We start from the raw sequence: 21,952 nt of genomic DNA on the forward strand, positions 1-21,952 counted from the left end.
ATATAAACTGTCGCAGTGAACAATACTATAGTCTTAAAGATGGTTCCATAAAATAATACCAAATCCAAAAATACGATTAGCCTTGTGTGACTTATTAAACCTGTTATTGGTCATATCACACAAGTTTTCTTTGTTACTCTCATTTTTGGAAATGGTATAAAAAAGTTAGAAATCTATCTTAATGACAACTAAAACTTATAGTTGACACCTATATAGAACGAGCGACCCGCGCCAGGGACAGATGTGCCCCAGTTAGAGCTGCCATCTATCTCCTTATTCATAGACATGGTTCTACCCTGACCCATGTATGCGCCCCCTAGAGGTAATGCATAGTTTTTATCAAATACGTTATCGATACCAGCCTCAATTGCGACCTCTTTAAACTGATAGCCCGTACTGAGGTTTAAGAGACCATAACCCGCGGTTTTAATTTCGTTGCGAGGGGTGGATACATCCTTTTTAGCCGCGACACCCACCACTTCGATTTGGTTTGTCCAACCGTTATTTTCCCGATTCAGGGCGACACTGCCATTAAATGGCATGATGTTATATAAGTCTGAGCCGCTGTCTTTATTTTCCCCTTTGGTATAGCTTAAAGAGCCTACTATATCCCAGTACCCCCAAGCATTTGCTGCCAACTCCTGATTGGCTGAGATATCTATGCCATATATCTCAGCATCTTGGTTGGTATAGCGCAGTACATTATATTGATTAGTTGTTTGAGTACCCGCCGCTGTATTGGTCATACGATTCCACTGTACGGCATCAACATAGTCATCAATATATGAATAATAAGGTGTAGCTTTAATACCCCAGCTGTCATCATCAGCGCGCCAGTCTAAGGTAGCTGATAGGGTATTTGATTTTTCAGAACTCAGATTGGGATCACCAAAATAGCCATTGCCATCTCCAACAGTATTATTCATGACAGCCGCCATGGGCCATGTCGACCACGTATAGCGTTCATAGAGGCTGGGTGTGCGTTCTTTATGCGACAGCCCCAGTTCTAAGGTTTTTTGTGCATCAATGTTGTAGCGGGCGATCGCGGTTACGTCGATGTTGTGGTCAGTGGTACTACGGTCGCTGGCATTAAAGTTAGCGCTATCTCGCAACTGATTGGTCATATTGTTTTGACCACCGACTTGATAGCCATGTACTTCATCAGCACTGGTACGTACGTTTTCGTAGCGGGTACCAAGCTGAGTTGTCCATTCAGGAGAGATGTCTTTTTCCCATTCGCCATAGATGCTGATACGCTGACGTTGACCATTGTTGATATTTTGAAATTTGTTTGGCGACATCATACCGTTGCCAGATGCTGCCCACGTGTCATCAAGCGTATAGTCTTGATATTCAGCCCCTATATTAAGTGTGCCTTGCTCAGCTAAGTCGACAATCGCTTTTAAATTGGTTCCAATCGTCTTGCTGTTGGTACTCATAGGCATACCTTTGGCGGCACCGTACAAGAACTGTTTGTCTTCTCCAAAATTCATATAATGATCGACATCTTCATGATAGGCCTGTGCTTCTAACTGTCCCCAGTTTAACGCTCCTTGATAGCGTAGATTAATACGGTCAAGCTGATTGTCGAGCATGTCCATCCGCTGGTTTGGATATAGTTCTTTTGGTACGTTTTGCCACAGATAAGTACCTTGTAGCAGATGATTACCATTCTTATAAGCAATGTCTAATGATTGATTTTTGCTCTCATAAGCGGTTGAACCAACTTCGTCTTTTGCTAATGTTTTATTAGGGTTCCCTGTTTGGGTATAAGATTTAAAACTACCACCAGCTTTATAGTTATCTGCCTGTGCGAAGCTGCCTTTATAGGTGAGGCTAAGTTGATCGTTTGCCGCTGTGGTCGAAAAGTTGGCACCATAAGCATCACCATTGCTACGATAAAATGTGCCAATTTCACCTAAAGTTAGTATGTCGCTATCCGTTGAAAAGACAGGCTCTGCTGTTTCGACAACGATAGTGCCACCAATACTATTACCACCGACACTCACAGGCGTCACACCTGCATAGACGGTGGTTTCATCTACAGAGCTTGGTGAGATATAAGAAAGGGGTGAGTTCATACTATTTGGACAAGAGGCGATTGAGTCAACACCATCTACTAAAACACGTAGACGATTGTCCGCCAAGCCTCTCATCACAGGTAGGTTTGAGATACCACCAGCACTTTGTACATTCAGACCGGGTATTTTTGTCAGTATAGTGGCTGTATCACTGCTTGCCACTTGTTTGCTGCTAATAAATGTTTGATTAATGCTGGCTGCTGTTCCAAGGGCATCGGTACTAGATGGCTTCGCATAAACGACGATTTCTGGCAATCGGATGTGTGGCTCATCATCCGTAGTCTGCATGTACGCTTTTACGGTGGTAGAATCTGCATAAGTGCTACTGATATGCAACAAAGATAAAGCTAAAACACTTAGTTTTAAAATAGGTACAACGTTCATTGATGAAGATGACATCTTATGTTCCTAGAGATTTGCAAAAATATTTTATGAAATCGATTATTCAGTTTTTACCGAGATAGAATGTCAGACAAGCCACTTATGGGCTTAGAGTAAGCATTTACTGAATGTTTCTCGATATAAAGAGATAGCATTTTGAGCATGGTTTTTTAAGCAAGCGTATACAAGCACCTCAATCAACATGCCAAGCAGGTGCGTTGATGGGGAGTATCGTTATTAATGCTCTAAAAATATTAGCCTATAAATGTGAATGATTATATGGATGTGACTAGTGGAGGAGCGCGTGCGAGGGGTCTTAGAAAACTAACCGAATAATAACTATGTGAACGATATAAAAATGCGACTGAGACAGTAGACAGTTCAATCAAAGCCGAGTCAGTATGTGTAAAAGCGACTGGTAATAGTGCCGCAGACATGGCAGTGCAAAGGTCGCAGCCATGGTATTTGACGGCATTAGGGTTAGATTCAGAGCGTTCAACCTTATCTTTGTTATATAAGGCTGCCTGCGAAGATGCGGCGTCAACCGTTATGATAGGCTTAACGGTCGCAGTCGATGCTTGGTGTGGTAAGTGATGAGCGGCACTATCAATGGGTATGTGATGACTGGTGTGCGCAATATCAGTCTGTATTTGCTCATACTGTTTGATGACCGATACTACTGGTGCAAGCTCAGCACAGACGCCATGACCTAAGTGAGGGTTATCGTCCCATAAAGGTGTTAGAAAAAGCGTGATGTGCATGATCCAAGCGAAACATGCGACCAACATGCCAAACCACATCGTTACTGGTGATGAATATCGTAAAACAAGCTTTCGATGCTTAGTAGACATGATAGGGTCATCGTGTTTTCAGCATTATGAATGCTGTATAAGTAACATATATGGATAAGTGGACCTGTTCGACCAAACCCTAAAGTTGATGCAATTTAGAAAGAAGGCTTAACAAAATAGACAGGATTTTTAACAATGCCATTCTAAAACAGTCAGTAGAACTTTTACAAGCTTTGTTTTAGAGAGATGCGTTTTACACGTATTTTTCAGAATAACTTATTTACCAGCTTATCATTAGGGCGTGTTGAACATTGGCGACAAATTAGAGCCTTTCCCAAACTTTGTGTAACTGCTTATAATGTCTATATCCAAGAAATAGATTTAGAACGGCTTAAAAATATAATTTCCTAGTATCGACTATATTTATAAATATTTTTTATCCCCTCGTTTTGTGTACTTGAAGGTATACTTTGCGAGCGTCATTCGAGGTTTTCAATGCTTAAACAACATCGACAAGCACTGGTAGTTGAAGGCGGCGGCATGCGTGGCGCATTTAGCAGCGGTGTCTTAGATGCCTTTTTACAACAACAATTCAATCCTTTTGATCTGTGTGTGGGCGTCTCTTCAGGTTCAACTAACGTTGCTAACTATTTGGCCGCACAACAAGGCCGCACCCTGCATATTTACTTGGATCATTCCCTTCGATCTGAATTTATTCATTACGGTCGTTTCCTTAGGGGCGGTGACTTACTGGATCTAAAGTGGATGTGGGATGTGGTGGAGCAAGAATATCCACTGGATCAGGCACAATTATTTGCCAATCATGCTGAGTTTTACATGGTGTTAACACATGCTATTTCAGGACAGGCAACCTACATCAAAGCGGCTAAAGACAATATTTTGGATGGATTAAGGGCATCAAGCTCTATCCCAGTGCTAACCCGCCAAGCGGTCGAGATGTTTGGTGAGCCTTATTTTGATGGTGGTGTGGCAGATGCTTTGCCCGTACAGTGGGCGGCTGGGCAAGAGAATATTGATAAGCTCATGGTCATACGTACTCGCCCGCAAAACTACGCTAAAGCAAGCAGTAAAGGCGATCAGCTATTGGCTAAATATTATACTAAGCAACGACATGGTTTTGCCCAAAGTTTGTTGACGCGAACCCAACGCTATAATGACTCGGTACAATTTTTACAGACGCCATCATCACAGAAAATTTTAGAGATTTGTCCACCCGACTTAAAAAACATGGCGAGTCGATTATCCAAAAATAAAGCCAAAATCCGTTATAGCTATGATGTTGGACTAGAAGCTGGACACAAGGCAATTGAAGATTGGCATCAGCTTTTGTAAATACCCCATTCTTAACACAACATCATCGTAGAATAATTAAGCCACCTGCCTGTATTTAGCAGGTGTCATATCATTAAGTGAATCATGGGGTCTTTCAGTGTTATAAACCTTGATCCGGTCTTCAGTCAGCTTACTAACCTCGTTTAAATTATTAAAAAGATAACAGTCTAAAACCTCATTGCGATAACTGCGATTAAACCGTTCAATATAAGCATTCTGATAAGGACAGCCAGGCTCGATATAATCAATATAGATGCCATGAGCTGATGCCCAATCAGTAAATACGCTGGATGTAAACTCACTGCCGTTATCTACCCTTATTTGCTTAGGGTAACCATGCTACTCAGCCAACTGATCAAGGTAACGAATTACTCGGAGTGAGGGCATACTGGTACCAATATCAATTCCTAATATTTCACGGTTGTAATCATCAATCACATTAAAGGTTCGAAAGCGAATATTGTTGTGTAGTCTGTCACTCATGAAATCCATAGACCAAGTATGACCTAATGTATTTGGTACACTTAGCGGCTGGGGGTTACGTGCTGGTAGCCGTCTTTTAGACTTACGGCGTAGGTTTAAGTTTAACGCGGTATAAACACGGTGTACGCGCTTATGATTCCATGAATAGCTAAGCTTATGTATGCGTTTAAAGCACTTAGAAGAGGGTTTTAATTTTAATGGTTTTTGAGGGTCGGTCACGTTTTGGTCACCGTCACTTTTTTAAATGATTTAAATCTGTTTGTGTAATCATAATTATGAGTCGATGTAGACAAGTATTTTTCGCCACAGCCCTTATATTACGGGCATAAAAAAAGCCCCAATCAAAAAGATTGGGGTTTTCGAATCTGGTAGGCGTAACTAGATTCGAACTAGCGACCTCTACCATGTCAAGGTAGCGCTCTAACCAACTGAGCTATACGCCTATTTAGGTTGAGCATTTTAGCAAGTTTTTAAGACTTTGCAAGCCTTTTTTATAAAAAAATTGAATTATTATGAAAATACTTATAATCCCTTCGATATTGAAGCTTTTTATGGCCTTTTCTCTACAGTTTGGCGACTGCCAGCGATTTATCTGATGCGTTTGGCTGGTGTTTTGTGGGTGATAAGCATTAAGAATAAAGCTGCATAGAGATATCACCGGCATTGATGTTACTATGGTTGTCATAATGGCTCAGTGGTTGTCATAAAAGAGCAATGGTTTTGATCAGAGGTCGTTGTACAGACTGTTTTGTTTGATGTCAGGACTCAATGATGACGGTGACAAGGCTATGATGATATTAACGTAGAATGGGATAGATTATGGGGTTATTAGTCGAGGGAGAGTGGCAAGATCAATGGTATGACACAAAATCCAGTGGGGGCCGCTTTCAGCGTGAGGACGCAGGCTTTAGAAACTGGGTGACCGCAGACGGTAGCGCAGGCCCATCAGGGGCGGGCGGTTTTAAAGCCGAGCCAAACCGTTATCATCTGTATGTATCGCTGGCTTGCCCTTGGGCGCATCGCACCACCATTTATCGTAAGCTCAAGGGCTTGGAGGATATGGTGTCGTTGTCGGTCGTGCATCCGTTTATGGGTGATAAGGGCTGGACGTTTGCCGCAGGCGAGGGCGTGATTGCTGATCCGCTACACGATGCCGATTATGCTTATGAGATATACGTTGCGGCAAAGCCTGATTATACAGGGCGCGTCACGGTGCCTATCTTGTGGGATAAAAAAACCAACACCATAGTCAGCAATGAGTCATCAGAGATCATCCGTATGTTTAACACCGCCTTTGATGAGGTCGGCGCGCGTGCTGGTAACTTTTTGCCAGCAGAGAATTTGGCCGAAATCGATGAGATCAACGATAGGGTCTATACAGCGGTAAACAATGGCGTCTATAAGGCAGGGTTTGCTACCACGCAAGCTGCTTATGAAGAGGCAGTGACGGCGCTATTTGAGGCGTTAGACATGCTCGAGGCGCGCTTGTCCCAGCAGCGCTACTTGGTCGGCCAGACGATCACAGAAGCAGATTGGCGCTTATTTACCACGCTTGTGCGTTTTGATAGTGTGTATTTTGGTCATTTTAAATGCAACATACGCCGTATTGTTGATTACCCCAATCTATGGGGCTATCTACGAGAGTTGTATCAAGTGCCAGGTATCGCTGAAACAGTAAATATGGAGCACATCAAGCAGCACTATTACACCAGCCACGCCAATATCAATCCAACACGTATCGTCCCTGTCGGGCCTGCGATTGATTTTCATTCACCACATCAGCGTGATAAGGTATAAGTTTATTTTAAAGTGACCATTTATTAAATTGTCAGTGTGTTTAAGAAGTTTACCGACAGAGGTAAACGGATACTAATAAAACATACCACAACAAAAAACGCTCCAGCTGACCGATGTGAGCTGGGGCGTTTTTGAAAGATAAACTACTGATTAAACTTATCTTTAAGCGTTATTTAGCTGACGCGCTGCCTCTAAGGCAAAATAGGTCAAGATACCGTCGGCACCCGCGCGGCGAAAGCCAATAAGCGATTCTAAGATCACCGCATCAGTCAGCCAGCCATTTTGAATCGCGGCCATGTGCATGGCATATTCACCAGAGACCTGATAAGCAAAAGTCGGCACGCCAAAGGTATTTTTGACTTCGCGAATCAAATCCAGATAAGGCTGACCGGGCTTGATCATCACCATGTCGGCGCCTTCATTTATATCCATTGCCACTTCGTGCAAAGCTTCAGCGCGGTTACCAAAGTCCATTTGGTATTGTTTTTTATGACCGCCTTTTAGGTTGCCGGTGCTACCGACTGCATCACGGAACGGACCATAATAGGCAGAAGCGTATTTAGCAGAGTAGGCCATGATAGCGGTATTGGCAAAGCCCTCGGCCTCAAAGGCATCACGCATGGCTTTGATACGGCCATCCATCATATCACTTGGTGAGATGATATCAGCGCCAGCTCTAGCATGGACGAGTGCTTGCTTGACCAATACCTCGATGGTGGCATCGTTGATGACATAGCCACTATCGTCGAGCAGACCATCTTGGCCATGTGAGGTATACGGGTCCAGTGCCACGTCAGTCATCACCACCATTTCTGGTACGGCGTCTTTTACGGCTTTTACAGCGCGCGCTGTCAGGCCATTTTTATCGTAGGCTGCTTTGCCGTCTGGGGTTTTTAGGGCGTTGTCAATGACGGGAAAAATATCGATGGTTGTGACGCCCTCATTTAATAGCGCTTTGGCATAATCGATCAGCAGGTCGATAGATAGACGCTCGACTCCTGGCATGCTAGAGATGGCCTCACGCTGATTTTTACCTTCTAAGACAAAAACAGGTGCGATAAAGTGTTTGGGGTGTAGCTCCACTTCACGAATCATCGAGCGTACATTGTCGTTATAACGCAAGCGGCGCAAGCGAGTGGCAGGATATTGGCGGTTAAAGGTATAGCTCATAATCATTCCTTATATTTGTTTTGTTTGATGGGTTTACATGTTTTAAGCGTTGCCGTCTGATACGGCTATGTGAGGCTGGCTAGTATGGTCTGACTACTATACCCAATAGCCGCTGTCAAAAGCAAAAAGCCCTACCAAGTCGGTAGGGCTGATGGTACGTATCGACTGTTGGGGTGAGGGGCGTTGTGTTGCCTTGCCCTCGTTAAGACTGCTTATGGTTCAACGATCTGGGTCACAGGGACGGTCTCTGTACTGGTGTCAAAGGTGGTCTTTTCGGTGATCACCCCGACCGCAGCATCTGTTGTACCATCGTTATTGACATCGACCACTGCGGTTGGCTCAAAGCTCGCGGTCTCTTTGGCCTGCGCTTGCTTGATTGCACCTGCTTCTTGCGGCGAGGCTACCCGTGCTGAGCTGGCAGCCTCGATAGCGTTTACTGCTTTTGCTTTGTTGGTGCTAGCAGGTAAGTTGACCAATTGTACCAAGTTTTTATGCGGTACGGGAATGGCTGTTGGTACATCAAGGTTGGCACCGCCACCGAGCGCTTGGTATAGCTCGATTTGGCTGACGATTTTTTGTAGCTCCAAATCCAAGATACCTTGCTGAGTTGAGAACAGCGAGCGCTGGGCATCGAGTACGTCTAGATAGTTTGCGATACCAGCCTTAAAGCGTGCATCTGCTATCCGATAGGTCTGCTCAAAGTTGTCTTGTAGACGATACTGTGCTTCGAGCTGCTGTCCTAGCGTCGCACGTGTGGCCAATACATCTGACACTTCACGGAAGGCGGTTTGGATAGATTTTTCGTAGTTTGCCAAGGTCTGCTCGCGCTCGATTTTGGCCACGTCGTAGTTGGCATCTAGGCGACCTGCATCAAAGATAGGCACGCTAATACTTGGGCCAAACGACCAGCCCACCGAGCCGCTCTTAAACAAGTCATCCAAACTACCACTACTCACGCCCACACTACTGGCTAGGCTGATAGAGGGGAAGTAAGAGGCGCGTGCCACTTCGATATTGGCACCAGCCGCTTTGAGGCTGTACTCTGCTTGTAGGACGTCAGGGCGATAACGCAACAGCTCACTTGGCAAGCCGGCATTAAAGATCTGCTGGCTTGTGATATTGCTGACGGCAGGCGCTGGAATCAGCTCATTTGGAATCGGGGCGCCAATCAGATACTGCAAGGCATTACGCGAGGTCAAAATACTACTCTGGGCGCGTAGTACCGCCAGTCTGGCATTTTCTAAAGACGCGCTGGCTTGTAATGAGGGCAGTTTGGGATCGACCCCAGCTTCAAAGCGTTTGTCGGCAATAAACAGCGAGCGCTCACGGCTTTCAGCAGTGGCTTCTGCCAGTTTTAGCTGCGCCAAGCTATAGCTTAGGTTGGCATAGCTTTGGGCGATGTTACTAATCAGGCTGATTTGCGTGGCGTCTTTGGCGGCGCTCGTCGCTAAGAAATTTTGCAAGGCTTGATCTTTTAAGCTGGCAATTTTACCCCAAAAATCCAGCTCATAGTTGGCCAAGCCTAGGTTGACGTTATAGCTGCTATTGGGGTTTTTGTCGACGCTATTTTGCGCTTGACGCGTGTAGCCGCCACTGGCGTTGATCGCAGGCAAATCATTGAGGTCAGTGATTTGATATTGCGCGCGTGCTTTTTCAATAGCAAGGCGCGCACTTTCAAAGTCTTTGTTATTTTCTAGTCCTAACGCAATCAGAGCTTTTAGGCGCTCATCGCTATAAAAGTCCTGCCAGCGCTGTCCTGCGATACTTGGCTGCTCAGAGGTGCTGACAGTTTCATCACCAAAAGCGCCATAAGCTTGCTCGATCGGCAGGTTAGGCTCAGCGAGAACGGGGCTTGTATCTGCTTTAGGGATAGTATTACAAGCGGCCATACTCAGAGCCAAAAAGCTCAGGCCAAGTAGGCGCGATGATTTACCAGTAGCTAGTAAAGCTTTAGAGCTTATCGCTCTTACGGCTGAGTTAGAGGTTAAGAATAAAGAACTCATTGTGTATTATCTCCAAGGCTTACAGGCTGATAACTCGCAGGAGGAGTTAATGATTGCTTATCTTCTGTAGGGGCAGATGGGGCCGGATTATCACCGCCGCCGTTACCACCTGGATGGTTATCATCATCCCCTTTACCATTGTGAGCTTCATTGTCCTTATAAGGGAACATGCTGCGCACCCAAATAAAGAACATAGGAATAAAGAAGATGCCGAGGAAGGTAGCGGTTAAGACACCACCGACCACACTGGTACCAATAGCATTCTGACTGCCCGAACCTGGTCCTGTGGCAAGGAATAATGGCACAACACCGAGCCCAAAGGCAAGTGAGGTCATGATAATTGGACGCAGACGTTGACGTGCTGCGGTCATAACGGCCTCTTTGAGACTATAGCCTTTTTCTTGGTGTTCTTTAGCAAATTCAATAATCAAGATGGCGTTTTTGGCGGACAAACCAACGACGGTGAGTAGACCCACTTGCAAGTAGATGTCGTTAGCAAAACCGCGTAACCACGTAAATATCACCGCACCCAATACCCCAAGTGGAATAACCAATAGGACAGAGAAGGGGATAGACCAGCTCTCATAAAGCGCAGCTAGACATAAGAAGACAACTAGAATCGATAGCGCATAAAGCATAGGAGCTTGCGAGCCTGATTTTTGTTCTTCAAGTGATAGCCCAGTCCATTCGTAACCGATACCTTCAGGGAGCTGACTGATCATGTTCTCCATAGCTGACATGGCTTCACCAGTACTCAAGCCTGGAGCGGCGCTACCCTGAATATTCATCGAAGGTAAGCTGTTATAACGCGTCAGACGTGGTGACCCTGATTGCCATTCACTGCTAGAAAATGCATCAAATGAAATCATGTCGCCCGTATCATTACGTACATACCACTTACCGATGTCATCAGGATTGGTACGGCTACTGGCTTCACCTTGAACATAGACACGCTTGATACGACCACGATCGACGAAGTCGTTGATATAGCTCGAGCCCCAAGCCGTAGAAATAACACTATTGATGCTGCCAAGCGATAGGCCATAAGCCGCTGCTTGCTCTTGGTTGATATTGACCTTGAGCTGCGGTGAGTCTTCTTGTCCGTTAGGACGCACGCCAGATACTTTATCGTTCTGTGCTGCCATGCCTAAGAGCATATTACGGGCTTCAAGCAACCCTTCGTGTCCAAGGTTACCACTGTCTTGTAGCATCAAATCAAAACCACTGGCATTACCAAGCTCAGTAATGGCTGGCGGCACGATGGCAAATACTTGTGCTTCATTGAGCTGTGTGACGAAATAACCCATGGCACGACCAGCAACGGCTTGCGCGGTGTTTTCATCGCCTGAGCGCTCTTCCCAATCTGACAGTCGAACGAATGCCAGACCCATGTTTTGGCCTTGACCGGCAAAACTAAAACCAGCAACGGTAAAGACAGAGGCAATATTATCGCCTTCTTGTGTGTCGTAATAGTTACTGACTTTATCGAGCACGTCTTGTGTTTCATCTAGCGTGGAGCCAGCAGGAAGCTGGACTAAGGTAAACATAATACCTTGGTCTTCTTCTGGCAAAAACGAACCTGGAATACGCAAGAACACCACTGCCATAATACCGATAATGGCTGCATAACCGATCAGGTACAACCACTTAAAACGAATACTTTTGCCGACGAAGTTTTCATAAGAGCGGCTTAGCTTAAAGAAGCTGCGGTTGAACCAGCCAAAGAAGCCTTTTTGTTGTTCAGTACTGCCTTTTTCATGGCTCTTACCACGTTTTAGCAAGGTCACACATAGGGCAGGGGTGAACACCAATGCCACCATGGCTGACAGCGCCATGCTCGTGATCAAGGTGATAGAGAACTGACGATAGATAACACCTGTCGAGCCGCCAAAGAAGGCCATCGGTACAAATACGGCAGACAAAATCAGCGCAATACCAATAACAATCTTACTGATCTCGCCCATCGACTGAACGGTTGCATCTTTGACCGAAATATCAGGGTTTTCTTCTAATATTCGCTCTACGTTTTCGACAACAACGATCGCATCATCAACCAGCAGACCGATGGAGAGTACCATTGCAAACATCGTCAATACGTTGATACTAAACCCTGCGACATACAACACCGCAAACGTACCTAAGAGTACGACAGGGACAGCAAGGGTTGGAATGATGGTGGCGCGCCAGTTCTGCAAGAAAATAAACATGACGATAAATACCAGCACGATCGCTTCGATCAGTGTATGAACCACTTGCTCGATAGACAAACGCACAAACGGCGTGGTGTCGTAAGGGACAACAGAGATAAGGCCTGCTGGGAAGTTTTTCTCAAGCTCCGCCATACGTGCGCCGACCGCCTCACGGGTCTCTAACGCGTTTGCGCCTGCAGCCAATGAAATACCTAGACCTGCCGCTTCTTGACCGTTATACAAGGAGATGATGCTATAGTTTTCACTACCGATTTCGACATCAGCGACATCGCCGAGGCGTACTTGCGCGCCCGAGGTGTCTGTTTTTAGCAAGATATCTTTAAACTCTTCAGGAGTTTGTAGATAGCTCTGTACGGTGACGGTGGCGTTAATGACTTGTCGTTCGGTGTCAGCAGGTGCTTGCCCTAACTGACCGGCTGAGACTTGTGCGTTCTGCGCGCGTACAGCGCTGACCACGTCAGAAGGCACCATGTTGTAGCTACGCAATCGCGCAGGATCTAACCAGATACGCATGGCATAAGAGGAGCCAAACACTTGCACTTCACCCACGCCTTCTACGCGGCTAAGCTGATCGACGACGTTTGAGTTGATGTAATCGGCAATATCAGCACGATCCATACTGCCATCTTCAGAAATAAATGCCTGCACCATCAAAAAGCTACTGGAGGATTTGTTGACGTTGACGCCTTGACGCTGCACCGACTCAGGTAGCGAGCTCATGGCCGCTTGTAGTTTGTTTTGTACTTGTACCTGTGCCGTATCAGGGTCTGTGCCGTTTTCAAAAGTGAGCGTCACAGAGCCGCTACCGTTTGAGGAGCTCGACGATGACATATACATCAGACCATCAAGGCCCTTCATGCGCTGCTCAATGATCTGGACAACGGAGTCTTCGACGGTCTGGGCGTTGGCACCAGGATAGCTGGCACTCACCGAAATCGTCGGCGGTGCAATACGTGGATACTGTTCGATCGGTAGATTGATGACCGATATCACCCCGATGAGCATGACCAAAATAGCCAGCACCCATGCAAAAATAGGGCGATTAATAAAAAAACGTGACATAGTATATCCCTAAGTCTTCCTATCTTTGAATGGAATTAATTAGCAGCGGCTTCTGTTGATTTTTCTTTGGTAGCGTTGTTTTCAGAGGTGTCATTACCAGCTGGCTTCTTATCCATTGTTTTTGCCGCTTGCTGCGGTGTTTTGGCCTCAGCACCTTTTGCAGATGGTGCTGGATTGGCGCTCTCTAGTGGTTTTACCACCACTTCTTGCTCAGGTTCGACCTTCGAGCCACCAATAACGACCAATTTATCACCCGCTTGCAGGCCATCTGTGACGATCCATTGTCCATCATAAGTACCATTGATGGTGACTGGACGCACTTGGATTTTGTTGTTTTTGTCAGCGATGTACACTTGCGTGTCGCCTTTAGGCGTACGCATGACCGCACTTTGTGGTACTAAGGCGGCGTTGGTGATGACGCTCTGCGTGAGGCGAGCGGTGACGTACATGCCTGGCAACAAGATATTGTCGCTATTTGGGAAAATCGCGCGCAAGGTGACCGCGCCTGTAGATTCATCGACTTTGGCCTCAGACAGCGCAAGCTTACCGCGTACCGGATAGACCGAGCCGTCTTCTAATACCAGCTCCACAGAGTTCATACCTGGCTGTGCCTTGCCTTCAGAGATTTGTTGGCGTAGCTTTAGTAGCTCAGATGATGACTGACTGATATCGACATAGATAGGGTCTAAGCGAGAGATGGTCACCAACGGATCGGTCTGAGCTGCGCTCACTAGGGTACCCGCCGTCACGCTTGAGCGGCCCGTGCGACCCGTCAATGGCGCACGTACGATGGTACGGTTGAGGTCTAGCGTGCTGGCTTGTAGCCCAGCCTTAGCCGTTTGAATGCTTGCTTTGGCACTCTCGATGCCCGCTTGGGTCTGTGCGACAGCGGCCGCCGCGCTTTGTACAGCAGCTTGTGCGGTGCGTACCGCGGTTTGTGCTTGTTCGTATTGCTGCTTGGAGATGGCATCGATATCGACCAGCCCTTGCAGACGTTGTAAGTCGTTTTGCGCCTGCGCCAATGATGCTTGGCGGCTGGCTAGCTCAGCTTTGGCATTGGCGTTGTTGGCCTGTGCTGTCTGATAGTTGGCTTGTGCTTGTTGCACCGCGGCTTGCCCACTGGCGACAGAAGACGCATAGTTGTCGGTATTGATACGATAAAGGGGCTGGCCTTTTTTGACGTTACTGCCTTCACGGAACAGCACTTCGTCGATGACACCATTGACCTGTGGGCGGACGTCAGCGGTTTGATACGCGGCGGTACGTCCGGAGAATGTCTGTACTTGAGGGACGGTATCAAATGTGACGGTTTGGACGTTGACAACCGCAGGCGGCATCTGCTGCTGAGCGGCTTGCTCACCAGCGGCGTCCTCGTTTTTGTCACAGCCAACCAGTACAGCTCCAGATAGCACAGATGCTATTACAAGCGCAAGAGTAGAATGCTTCATCAATGTCCTCGGCAATATGTATAAAGAATAATGGCAGTATAAAAAATTGAACAATAAATTTTGATGTACGAAATATCGAGGGTCTACTTATTCTGCACATTCCTGCCAGTACGGCATACTCAACCATTTGAGTCAATGGATTTAATAAAAATCGCTAGTAAGGCAGCCAGTAGCGAGTTTGATTGAGACGCGATTTGGTAAATGTGATATTAGAAGTTTAGGCAGACCACAAAGTAGGTTAGTAAATTTAAAGAGTTATTATAAACTATTGGGGTAACCCCACAGTCAAGTGATTCACGATAGGAAAGCTGACAAAAACTGACCGCACTGTGCTCGCTGAGTAAATAAAATCCCGCCATAGTAACTGCTACACCAACTAGCAGCTAATAAGAAGACATACAACCCACTATGCAAATTTATTGTAATTTTTTGTTATAATTGTAAAGCCATAGTATTATTGAGGTTTTAAAACCGCCAAAAATCTGCTTTGTCAACAAATTGACGAATTTATCAACCCCTAATTATGACTTTTAAAATATAGCGACTTAGACCAGTCAGTAGCCTCTAATGAGCGTGGTCAATCAGTATTTAACCATTAAAAAATCCTGATACAATTATAGTGCCATCAGGATTTATGAAACTTAAAGAAAGGTAACTATTTGGCTGACACACCCGTTTTAAGAAGGTGTCTTTTTAGAGACTGTTGCTTTTGATCAATGAATATTTATGGCTCGGTTGTTCAAAAACGCTGCTAAAAAATGAGCCGTCTCAATTAGCTAATAACACAGACGATTCATATGTCATTATACCAATCGTGCGCTAGCAAGCTCAGTCAGCTGGTACAGACCTTGACGATAGTGGTTGTCAGGCAGTGTGCCCAGTGCTTGCTGTGCCAATCTCGTCTCCTCTAGTGCACGCTGTTTACAGTAATCTAATGCGCCGGAGCTGCGTACCAACTCAATCAGCTGCTCAGCATTCGGTGTTTTACCCGTTTGTACCGCAATTCTTAGCTGCTCATAGCCCTCATGGTTTTGGTCTTTTAAAAGCTCAAGTGCTTTGATAGTTGGCAGAGTAGGCTTGCCTTCTGCAAGATCATCGCCTAGGTTTTTGCCCATTACCTCACTATCGCCGCTATAATCAAGGACATCATCGATAATTTGAAAGGCATTGCCGAAGTGTTGGCCAAAATCACCAAGCACCGGCATATATTCTGTCTTGCCTTGCAAAATCGCCGCGCCTTGGGTCGCCATCATAAACAGCCGTGAGGTTTTGCCATCGATGATGTTGAGATAATCTGTCTCAGTGGCCTCAGGATTATGCTGATGCTGCAACTGCAATACTTCGCCTTCAGCAATATCACAAGTACCATCAGAGAATACTTGCAATAGTGGCAAGCTTTGAAAACCAACCAATAAATTAAAGGCACGGGCGATTAGATAATCACCGACCAATACGGCAGTGGCATTGTCCCATGTGGCGTCCGTCCGGTTTACCGCGGCGCTGTCCTGATTCATCGATCACATCGTCATGCACTAAGGTTGCGGTATGTAGCATCTCAGTAATGGCGGCTAGGTGCATCGCTTTTTCTGATGGATTGTCGTCAAACATACGCGCACAAAGCAAGGTGATAAGTGGGCGCATACGTTTGCCCCCTGCATTGATCACATGCTGTGAGACGCTCATGACGAGTTGTACTTTGGAGTTCAGGCTGCCAAATACTTGTTTGTCCATGATCTCAAAATCATCGGCCACGATACTTTGGATATCGGCATAGCTGGGCGTGGTCTGAGCGTTAGGCGTATTCGTGTCTAAAAGGGTACTGGTCATAATAAATCGTCATATCAGTCAAAATAAAAAAGTTTGGTAGCCTCGGTCTTATATAGCAAAGGCGTCGTTTTGGTTATAATAGCATAGCTGTGTTTTTGAATGGTTGGTTAAAGTGTAGTGCGATGACGCTGAGCTGATAAGTGCTGGGCTAGGAAGGTAGACGCTAAATGCCAACCGAGAATAGACATTAAAAACAACCAAAGAGTAAATAAAGCACTGTAAGTCACTGATTATATGAGCTATAATGGCCACCGTTAGGCATTAGCCATTCGTCGTATTTGCTAGCGTGTCTGCTAGACCGAGTAACTGGGCATTCACAATCATTGATTGTAAGTTATAAACAGTCACTGGCCATAAAAAGTGTGTAGCAATAGCAGCCGCCTTTATAAAGCTTGATTGTCACTGACAAGCAGAGAGATACGGACGATGGTATTCAGCTAACCACCTTACAAAAACAAGAGGCGCGGCTTGCTTTTATGAGCAAAAAGCCGTAAAATCTTGCCTTTAATTTTTCCCTGTCGTGTTCGTTATCGAAGCGTTGATATAACATCAGCCACGGCACACGGGTTAAACGGAGTCATACAATGTACGCAGTAATCAAAACTGGTGGTAAGCAGCACCGCGTTGTCGTCGATGAGCTTTTAAAAGTTGAGCTACTAAAAGCAGAAAAAGGCGAGACAATCAAACTAGAAGACGTGTTGATGGTTGTTGACGGCGATAACGTCAAAATCGGTCAGCCTGTTGTTGAAGGCGCTAGCGTAGAAGCCGAAGTGGTTGAGCATGGTCGCGGCGAAAAAATCCGTATCATCAAGCACAACCGTCGTAAGCACTATCACAAAGAGCAAGGTCACCGCCAATGGTACACCTTGTTAAAAATCAAAGCCATTAATGCCTAATTCCCTATTTAGCGATTATCGCTAAACTAGCGCACTAAATGCTTAAGAGTTATCGCATTGGCGATAAGTCACATTAACAAGGAGATTTTCTCATGGCACATAAAAAAGCTGCCGGTTCGACTCGTAACGGTCGTGATTCAAACCCAAAAATGCTCGGCGTAAAAATCTTTGGTGGCCAAGCTATCACAGCTGGTAACATCATCGTACGTCAACGTGGTACAGAGTTCCACGCAGGCGAAGGCGTTGGCATGGGTCGTGACCATACTTTATTTGCCCTAAATGACGGCGTTGTAAAGTTTGCGACCAAAGGTAAGTTCAACCGTCGTTATGTATCGGTTGAAAGCGCATAATTCATGGCCTATAACGGCTTAGCAATGATGCGACGTCATTTTATTTATCTTTCATTTGTATAAAATGACGACAAAAAAGCTTCTACTGTCTGAGGGCAGTAGGGGCTTTTTTTATGCCAGTCATTTCTCACGAACGTTATTGAGCGTTTTGAGCTAAGTGTTTTGTTGGGCGCTTTGTATCAGCCATTATCTGCCAGCTTACGAGTTTAAAAGACTGCTATGGTCTATTAGACAACCGGTTTGGAAGGAATCTAAAAAACTTGCCCAATCGCGCGCCATAGGGCAGTGCGTTTGGTCTATGATGTACAGTCGCCGCGCGTCAATCAGTTACAAGCGTGTATGGCAGCCGTAGTAAAGATTGCAAACGATGACTAGGCATGTAATAAAAAAACTGGCACACTGTCTGCATTGTTTACTCACGTCGATTTTTTGGCGCGAGATAAGCACTTATTGAAAAAAACAATTTTAATGAAGACATTTTATTTTTATGCGATTTGCATGTTGAGAGAGGAATGAGTATGACTGTATCTAGCAAACCAACCACTTTAACCCAAAAACTGATGAGCAGTGCGTTGACAGGCGTGTTGATGACATCACTCGGCGTGGCTGCCCCTATGATGGCGATCAGCCAATCAGCAACCGCCGCCCCCGCGGACAATTTAATGGCCGCTAAGCGCTTAAATAAGCTTTTGGCAAACACCAAAAGTATGACCGCAAACTTTAGCCAAACCACCAAAGGCGCCAATAGTGGCACCTTTACAGGTACGATGAGCGTGCAGCGTCCCAATAATTTTCGCTGGGAAACCAAATCCCCATCGCAGCAGCTTATCGTGGCCAACGGCAACTCGATGTGGGTCTATGATAAAGACTTAGAGCAAGCGACCAAACAAAATGTCGATAGCCAAGTAGGCAATACGCCAGCGTTATTGCTGTCGGGTGATCCCAGTAAAATTGATAAAAACTTCAAAATCACCCAGCCTTATGATAATAAAAACTACTACGTGCTTTATCCAAAAGCTGATAGCGCGAGCTTTAAGAGCCTATCGATGAGCTTTAGCGGCGGCAAGCCTGTGATGATGGTGCTCAATGACAGTTTGGGTCAGACTACTTCTATCAAGTTTAGCAATATCAAGCTAAACCCGAGTATTGGTAGTAGCCAGTTTAAATTCACCCCGCCAAAGGGCGTGGACGTCATCAACCAGTAAGTTTAGCCCTCAAAACAAACGACTATGTATAAAAAAAGGACAAGCCTTGCGCGGTTTGTCCTTTTTTATGGCAGCAAGACTCTAAGACATCGCTTGGATAGCTTTCATGTCTGGCATAGGCGGCAGTTCATCCAAGTGCGTTAGCCCAAATGCGTCTAAGAACTGCGGCGTGGTATGCAGCAATGCAGGGCGCCCTAAGGTATCTTTATAGCCTTCCTCGACGATCCAGCCTTTATCAAACAGTTGGCGCAAGATGTTACTCGATAGCGTCACGCCGCGGACATGCTCGATATCGCTACGGGTCACGGGCTGCTTATAGGCGATGACGCTTAGAGTCTCAAGCAGGGCTTGGCTTAGGCGCTCTTGACGCTGCGGAAACACGCGCTGAATGAGCGCGCTATAGTCGTCAGAGATTTGTAGTCGATAACCACTGGCGGTCTTGTACAGCCTAAGCACGCCGCTGGCTAAGCGTAATTGTAACCGCTCTAGCGCTTGGGTCAGCTCTTCGACCGTTAACGACAGCTGTTTTTTTAAGACCGTGTCAGTAAGAGGTGTCTCTGATGCGTGCAACAGCACTTCGATATGCTTACTCATCGTCTCTAAATAATCGTCCGTCTGTGTTGGCGATTGGTGCTGGTTGTCTGTCATTGCATATATTCTCTACTAAAAACTATTAAGCCAGCCACTGTAGCGTTAGTTGTCCTATGTGGTCGTTTTCTGCAGCCCCTTTATCAGCATCAGTACCAGCATCGTTAGGACGGCTTTCTAAATCGGTATTTACAACGCCAACCAGCTGCCGTTTTATCAGCTCCAGTACGGCAACGAAGCTGACCACCACACCGATCTTACCTTGGGTATTGTCCAGCAGCTCATAAAATGAGCGCGCGCCATCCGTGCTTAGCTGACGGCTGATGCTGGCGATGCGATCAGACAGCGGCACGGCATCGACTTTGATGGTGTGCATCTGATAATCAGGCTGCAACTGCATCTTAAACAAACTATCGATCAACAGAGTTGGTGAATAGCTAGGTAATTCGGCGCTCATCACTTCGGTGCTGGGCATGCTGACCATCGCCAAAAACACATCGCGCTCAAGACGCACCAGATTGTCCAAGCGTTGACTGACCGCCTTGATCTGTGCGTATTCTTCAAGGCGCTCGATCAGCTCTGCCTTTGGATCACGCTCATCGCTTGGCACCTCAGGCGTGGGCAGCAGCAGTTCAGACTTGATCGCAATCAATGTGGATGCCATCAGTAAGTAGTCGCCCGCCAGCTCAAAATGCTCGGTATCTAGCTCACTGATATAAGCCAGATACTGCTCTGTGATAGGCAAGATGGGCATTTGCGTGAGATCGACGTTGTTTTTTTTGACCAGATACAATAAAAAATCAAGTGGCCCGGCAAATTGCTCAAGCCAAATGGCAAAGGCCCCAGGCGGCACGTACAGATCATCGGGCAGATGTTGTATGGGTGTTTGATAGATACGTAGCGGTATTTGGCTGATAGCGGTGCTGTCTTTTTTGTCAGGCGTGCTAGCAGACAAAGCCGCTTTATCTAAAGCGGCTGATTGTTTGGTCGTTGAGGTTTGCATGTTTAACATCTGTCCTGATGGCGACGTACTTTGCCACGTAAGGCGCTATTTAAGTTTGGCAAGTGGACGTATTCCAATAGCACGGCGCGCCTTGTCTAACTGTTTGCGGCTATGACGGCGCGCTTTGTTCGCCCCCATTTGCAGGATTTCTTCAAGCTCTTTGGGGTTGGCCATCAGCTCCTCATAACGCGCGCGAAATGGCGCAATCTCGCTATTTATTTTATCAAACAATACTTGCTTGGCATCACCCCAGCCGATACCAGCGGCATACTGCGCGCGCATATCCGCGATTTCTTCAGCAGTGGCAAAGGCTTTGTAAATCTCAAAAAGTGCTGAGTCGTCAGGGTCTTTTGGCTCATCCGGCAATTGCGAGTTGGTGACGATTTTCATGATGGCTTTGTGCATTTGCTTTTCAGCGCTGACTTGCGGATTGGGCTCACCGAATAGAGGAATGGTGTTGCTATAGCTTTTGCTCATCTTACGACCATCAAGCCCTGTCAGCAGAGGGATGTCTTCATCAACGACCGCTGAGGGGAGGGTAAAGAGCGGTTTATAGCGATGGTTAAAGGTGCCAGCGATGTCACGCGCCATCTCGATGTGCTGTACTTGGTCACGGCCTACGGGGACGTGGGTGGCGTTGAACATCAAGATATCCGCCGCCATGAGCACAGGATAGCCAAACAGCCCCATGTTGATGCCTTGGTCTGGATCGACATCTGCCTTTTCCATATTAATATCGACGGCAGCTTTATAGGCATGGGCACGGTTCATCAGACCTTTGGCGCATGAGCAGTTCAAAATCCAAGCCAGCTCTGGTATCTCAGGCACATCCGACTGACGATAGAAAGTCACGCGCTCAGGGTCAAGACCACAAGCAATCCACGTCGCAGCAATGATTTTGGTTGACTCATGGATGACGGCAGGATCGTAGCAGCCGATGATGCCGTGGTAGTCAGCCAAAAAGAAAAACGCCTCATCGTCGCTATTTTGGATTGACTCAATCGCTGGACGAATGGCACCGACATAGTTACCTAAGTGCGGGATACCTGTTGGTTTGATGCCAGTGAGGATGCGTTTGTGTTCTTTATTAGGGGCGTCAGTTTGATTAGTCATGAAAAATCCGTGGTTGGTTTACTTTTTAATTTTTTAGAGTGCTATTAGGGCGTACCCTCAATTCAATCGATAGCTATCTAAATGGGCTAAAAACGGCTAAGTCTTGCCAAACGGTGTCAAATAGCTGACGAATATCTTGATATTATCTGCGCTATTTTCCTTGTTTGGCGGCAATTTATCTCATTTTTATC

The 21,952-nt window shown here is 46.2% G+C and carries 14 protein-coding genes, 1 tRNA gene and 1 pseudogene; 5 read left to right on the forward strand and 11 right to left on the reverse strand.

The features are described from left to right. Positions 1-188: 188 nt before the first annotated feature. Positions 189-2,480: a TonB-dependent receptor gene (locus tag NK638_RS04420; RefSeq protein ID WP_274632094.1), complete on the reverse strand. Its 2,292-nt coding sequence runs from the start codon at positions 2,478-2,480 to the stop codon at positions 189-191. 1,268 nt (positions 2,481-3,748) lie between these two features. On the opposite strand from NK638_RS04420, the gene NK638_RS04425 reads away from it, so the two are divergent. Further along, a complete protein-coding gene (locus NK638_RS04425; protein WP_274632095.1) occupies positions 3,749-4,606 on the forward strand; it encodes a patatin-like phospholipase family protein in 858 nt (285 codons plus the stop codon). A 36-nt stretch (positions 4,607-4,642) separates the two neighbouring features. Here the strand turns inward: NK638_RS04425 and NK638_RS12490 are convergent, their stop codons facing one another. Continuing rightward, on the reverse strand, positions 4,643-4,927 hold the full coding sequence (locus NK638_RS12490; RefSeq protein ID WP_446739806.1) for a transposase: 285 nt from the start codon (positions 4,925-4,927) through the stop codon (positions 4,643-4,645). 528 nt (positions 4,928-5,455) lie between these two features. Next, a tRNA-Val gene (locus NK638_RS04430) sits at positions 5,456-5,532 on the reverse strand. Between the two features lie 376 nt (positions 5,533-5,908). Here NK638_RS04430 and NK638_RS04435 point away from each other — a divergent pair. Further along, on the forward strand, positions 5,909-6,886 hold the full coding sequence (locus NK638_RS04435) for a glutathione S-transferase family protein (protein WP_274632096.1): 978 nt from the start codon (positions 5,909-5,911) through the stop codon (positions 6,884-6,886). A gap of 162 nt (positions 6,887-7,048) precedes the next feature. Here the strand turns inward: NK638_RS04435 and hemB are convergent, their stop codons facing one another. The 5 genes and pseudogenes from hemB to NK638_RS04460 all read right to left on the reverse strand — a co-directional run bounded on the left by hemB (position 7,049) and on the right by NK638_RS04460 (position 16,606). Beyond that, positions 7,049-8,056: a porphobilinogen synthase gene (gene hemB, locus NK638_RS04440; RefSeq protein ID WP_274632097.1), complete on the reverse strand. Its 1,008-nt coding sequence runs from the start codon at positions 8,054-8,056 to the stop codon at positions 7,049-7,051. 212 nt (positions 8,057-8,268) lie between these two features. Beyond that, complete coding sequence (locus NK638_RS04445; protein ID WP_274632098.1) at positions 8,269-10,059, reverse strand: efflux transporter outer membrane subunit; 1,791 nt, start codon at positions 10,057-10,059, stop codon at positions 8,269-8,271. After that, the gene (locus tag NK638_RS04450) at positions 10,056-13,331 is read right to left on the reverse strand and encodes an efflux RND transporter permease subunit (protein WP_274632099.1); all 3,276 of its coding nucleotides are present in this window, start codon (positions 13,329-13,331) and stop codon (positions 10,056-10,058) included. Before NK638_RS04450 ends, NK638_RS04445 begins: the two co-directional genes overlap by 4 nt. A gap of 35 nt (positions 13,332-13,366) precedes the next feature. Continuing rightward, entirely contained in the window at positions 13,367-14,779 is a 1,413-nt protein-coding gene (locus NK638_RS04455) for an efflux RND transporter periplasmic adaptor subunit (protein WP_274632100.1), read from the reverse strand. 803 nt (positions 14,780-15,582) lie between these two features. After that, a pseudogene (locus NK638_RS04460) lies at positions 15,583-16,606 on the reverse strand (polyprenyl synthetase family protein). A 584-nt stretch (positions 16,607-17,190) separates the two neighbouring features. On the opposite strand from NK638_RS04460, the gene rplU reads away from it, so the two are divergent. From rplU to lolA, 3 genes are all read left to right on the forward strand, one after another. Beyond that, entirely contained in the window at positions 17,191-17,502 is a 312-nt protein-coding gene (gene rplU, locus NK638_RS04465; RefSeq protein ID WP_274632101.1) for a 50S ribosomal protein L21, read from the forward strand. 92 nt (positions 17,503-17,594) lie between these two features. Continuing rightward, positions 17,595-17,852 carry a 50S ribosomal protein L27 gene (rpmA, locus tag NK638_RS04470; RefSeq protein ID WP_075100627.1) on the forward strand — a complete coding sequence of 86 codons (258 nt, stop codon included), beginning with the start codon at positions 17,595-17,597 and terminating at the stop codon, positions 17,850-17,852. 518 nt (positions 17,853-18,370) lie between these two features. After that, a complete protein-coding gene (gene lolA, locus NK638_RS04475) occupies positions 18,371-19,057 on the forward strand; it encodes an outer membrane lipoprotein chaperone LolA (protein ID WP_274632102.1) in 687 nt (228 codons plus the stop codon). Between the two features lie 81 nt (positions 19,058-19,138). Here lolA and scpB read toward each other — a convergent pair whose 3' ends face one another. Genes scpB through NK638_RS04490 form a run of 3 tightly spaced genes read right to left on the reverse strand, consistent with a single transcriptional unit; the run spans position 19,139 to position 21,761 of the window. Continuing rightward, positions 19,139-19,705, reverse strand: a complete 567-nt coding sequence (scpB, locus tag NK638_RS04480; protein ID WP_274632103.1) for an SMC-Scp complex subunit ScpB — start codon at positions 19,703-19,705, stop codon at positions 19,139-19,141. Between the two features lie 25 nt (positions 19,706-19,730). After that, a complete protein-coding gene (locus tag NK638_RS04485) occupies positions 19,731-20,648 on the reverse strand; it encodes a segregation and condensation protein A (RefSeq protein ID WP_274632104.1) in 918 nt (305 codons plus the stop codon). Between the two features lie 45 nt (positions 20,649-20,693). Further along, positions 20,694-21,761: a tryptophan--tRNA ligase gene (locus tag NK638_RS04490; RefSeq protein WP_198336621.1), complete on the reverse strand. Its 1,068-nt coding sequence runs from the start codon at positions 21,759-21,761 to the stop codon at positions 20,694-20,696. Positions 21,762-21,952: the final 191 nt, after the last annotated feature.

It is taken from the genome of Psychrobacter sp. A3, assembly GCF_028823565.1.
GTDB classification, from domain to species: Bacteria; Pseudomonadota; Gammaproteobacteria; order Pseudomonadales; family Moraxellaceae; genus Psychrobacter; species Psychrobacter celer.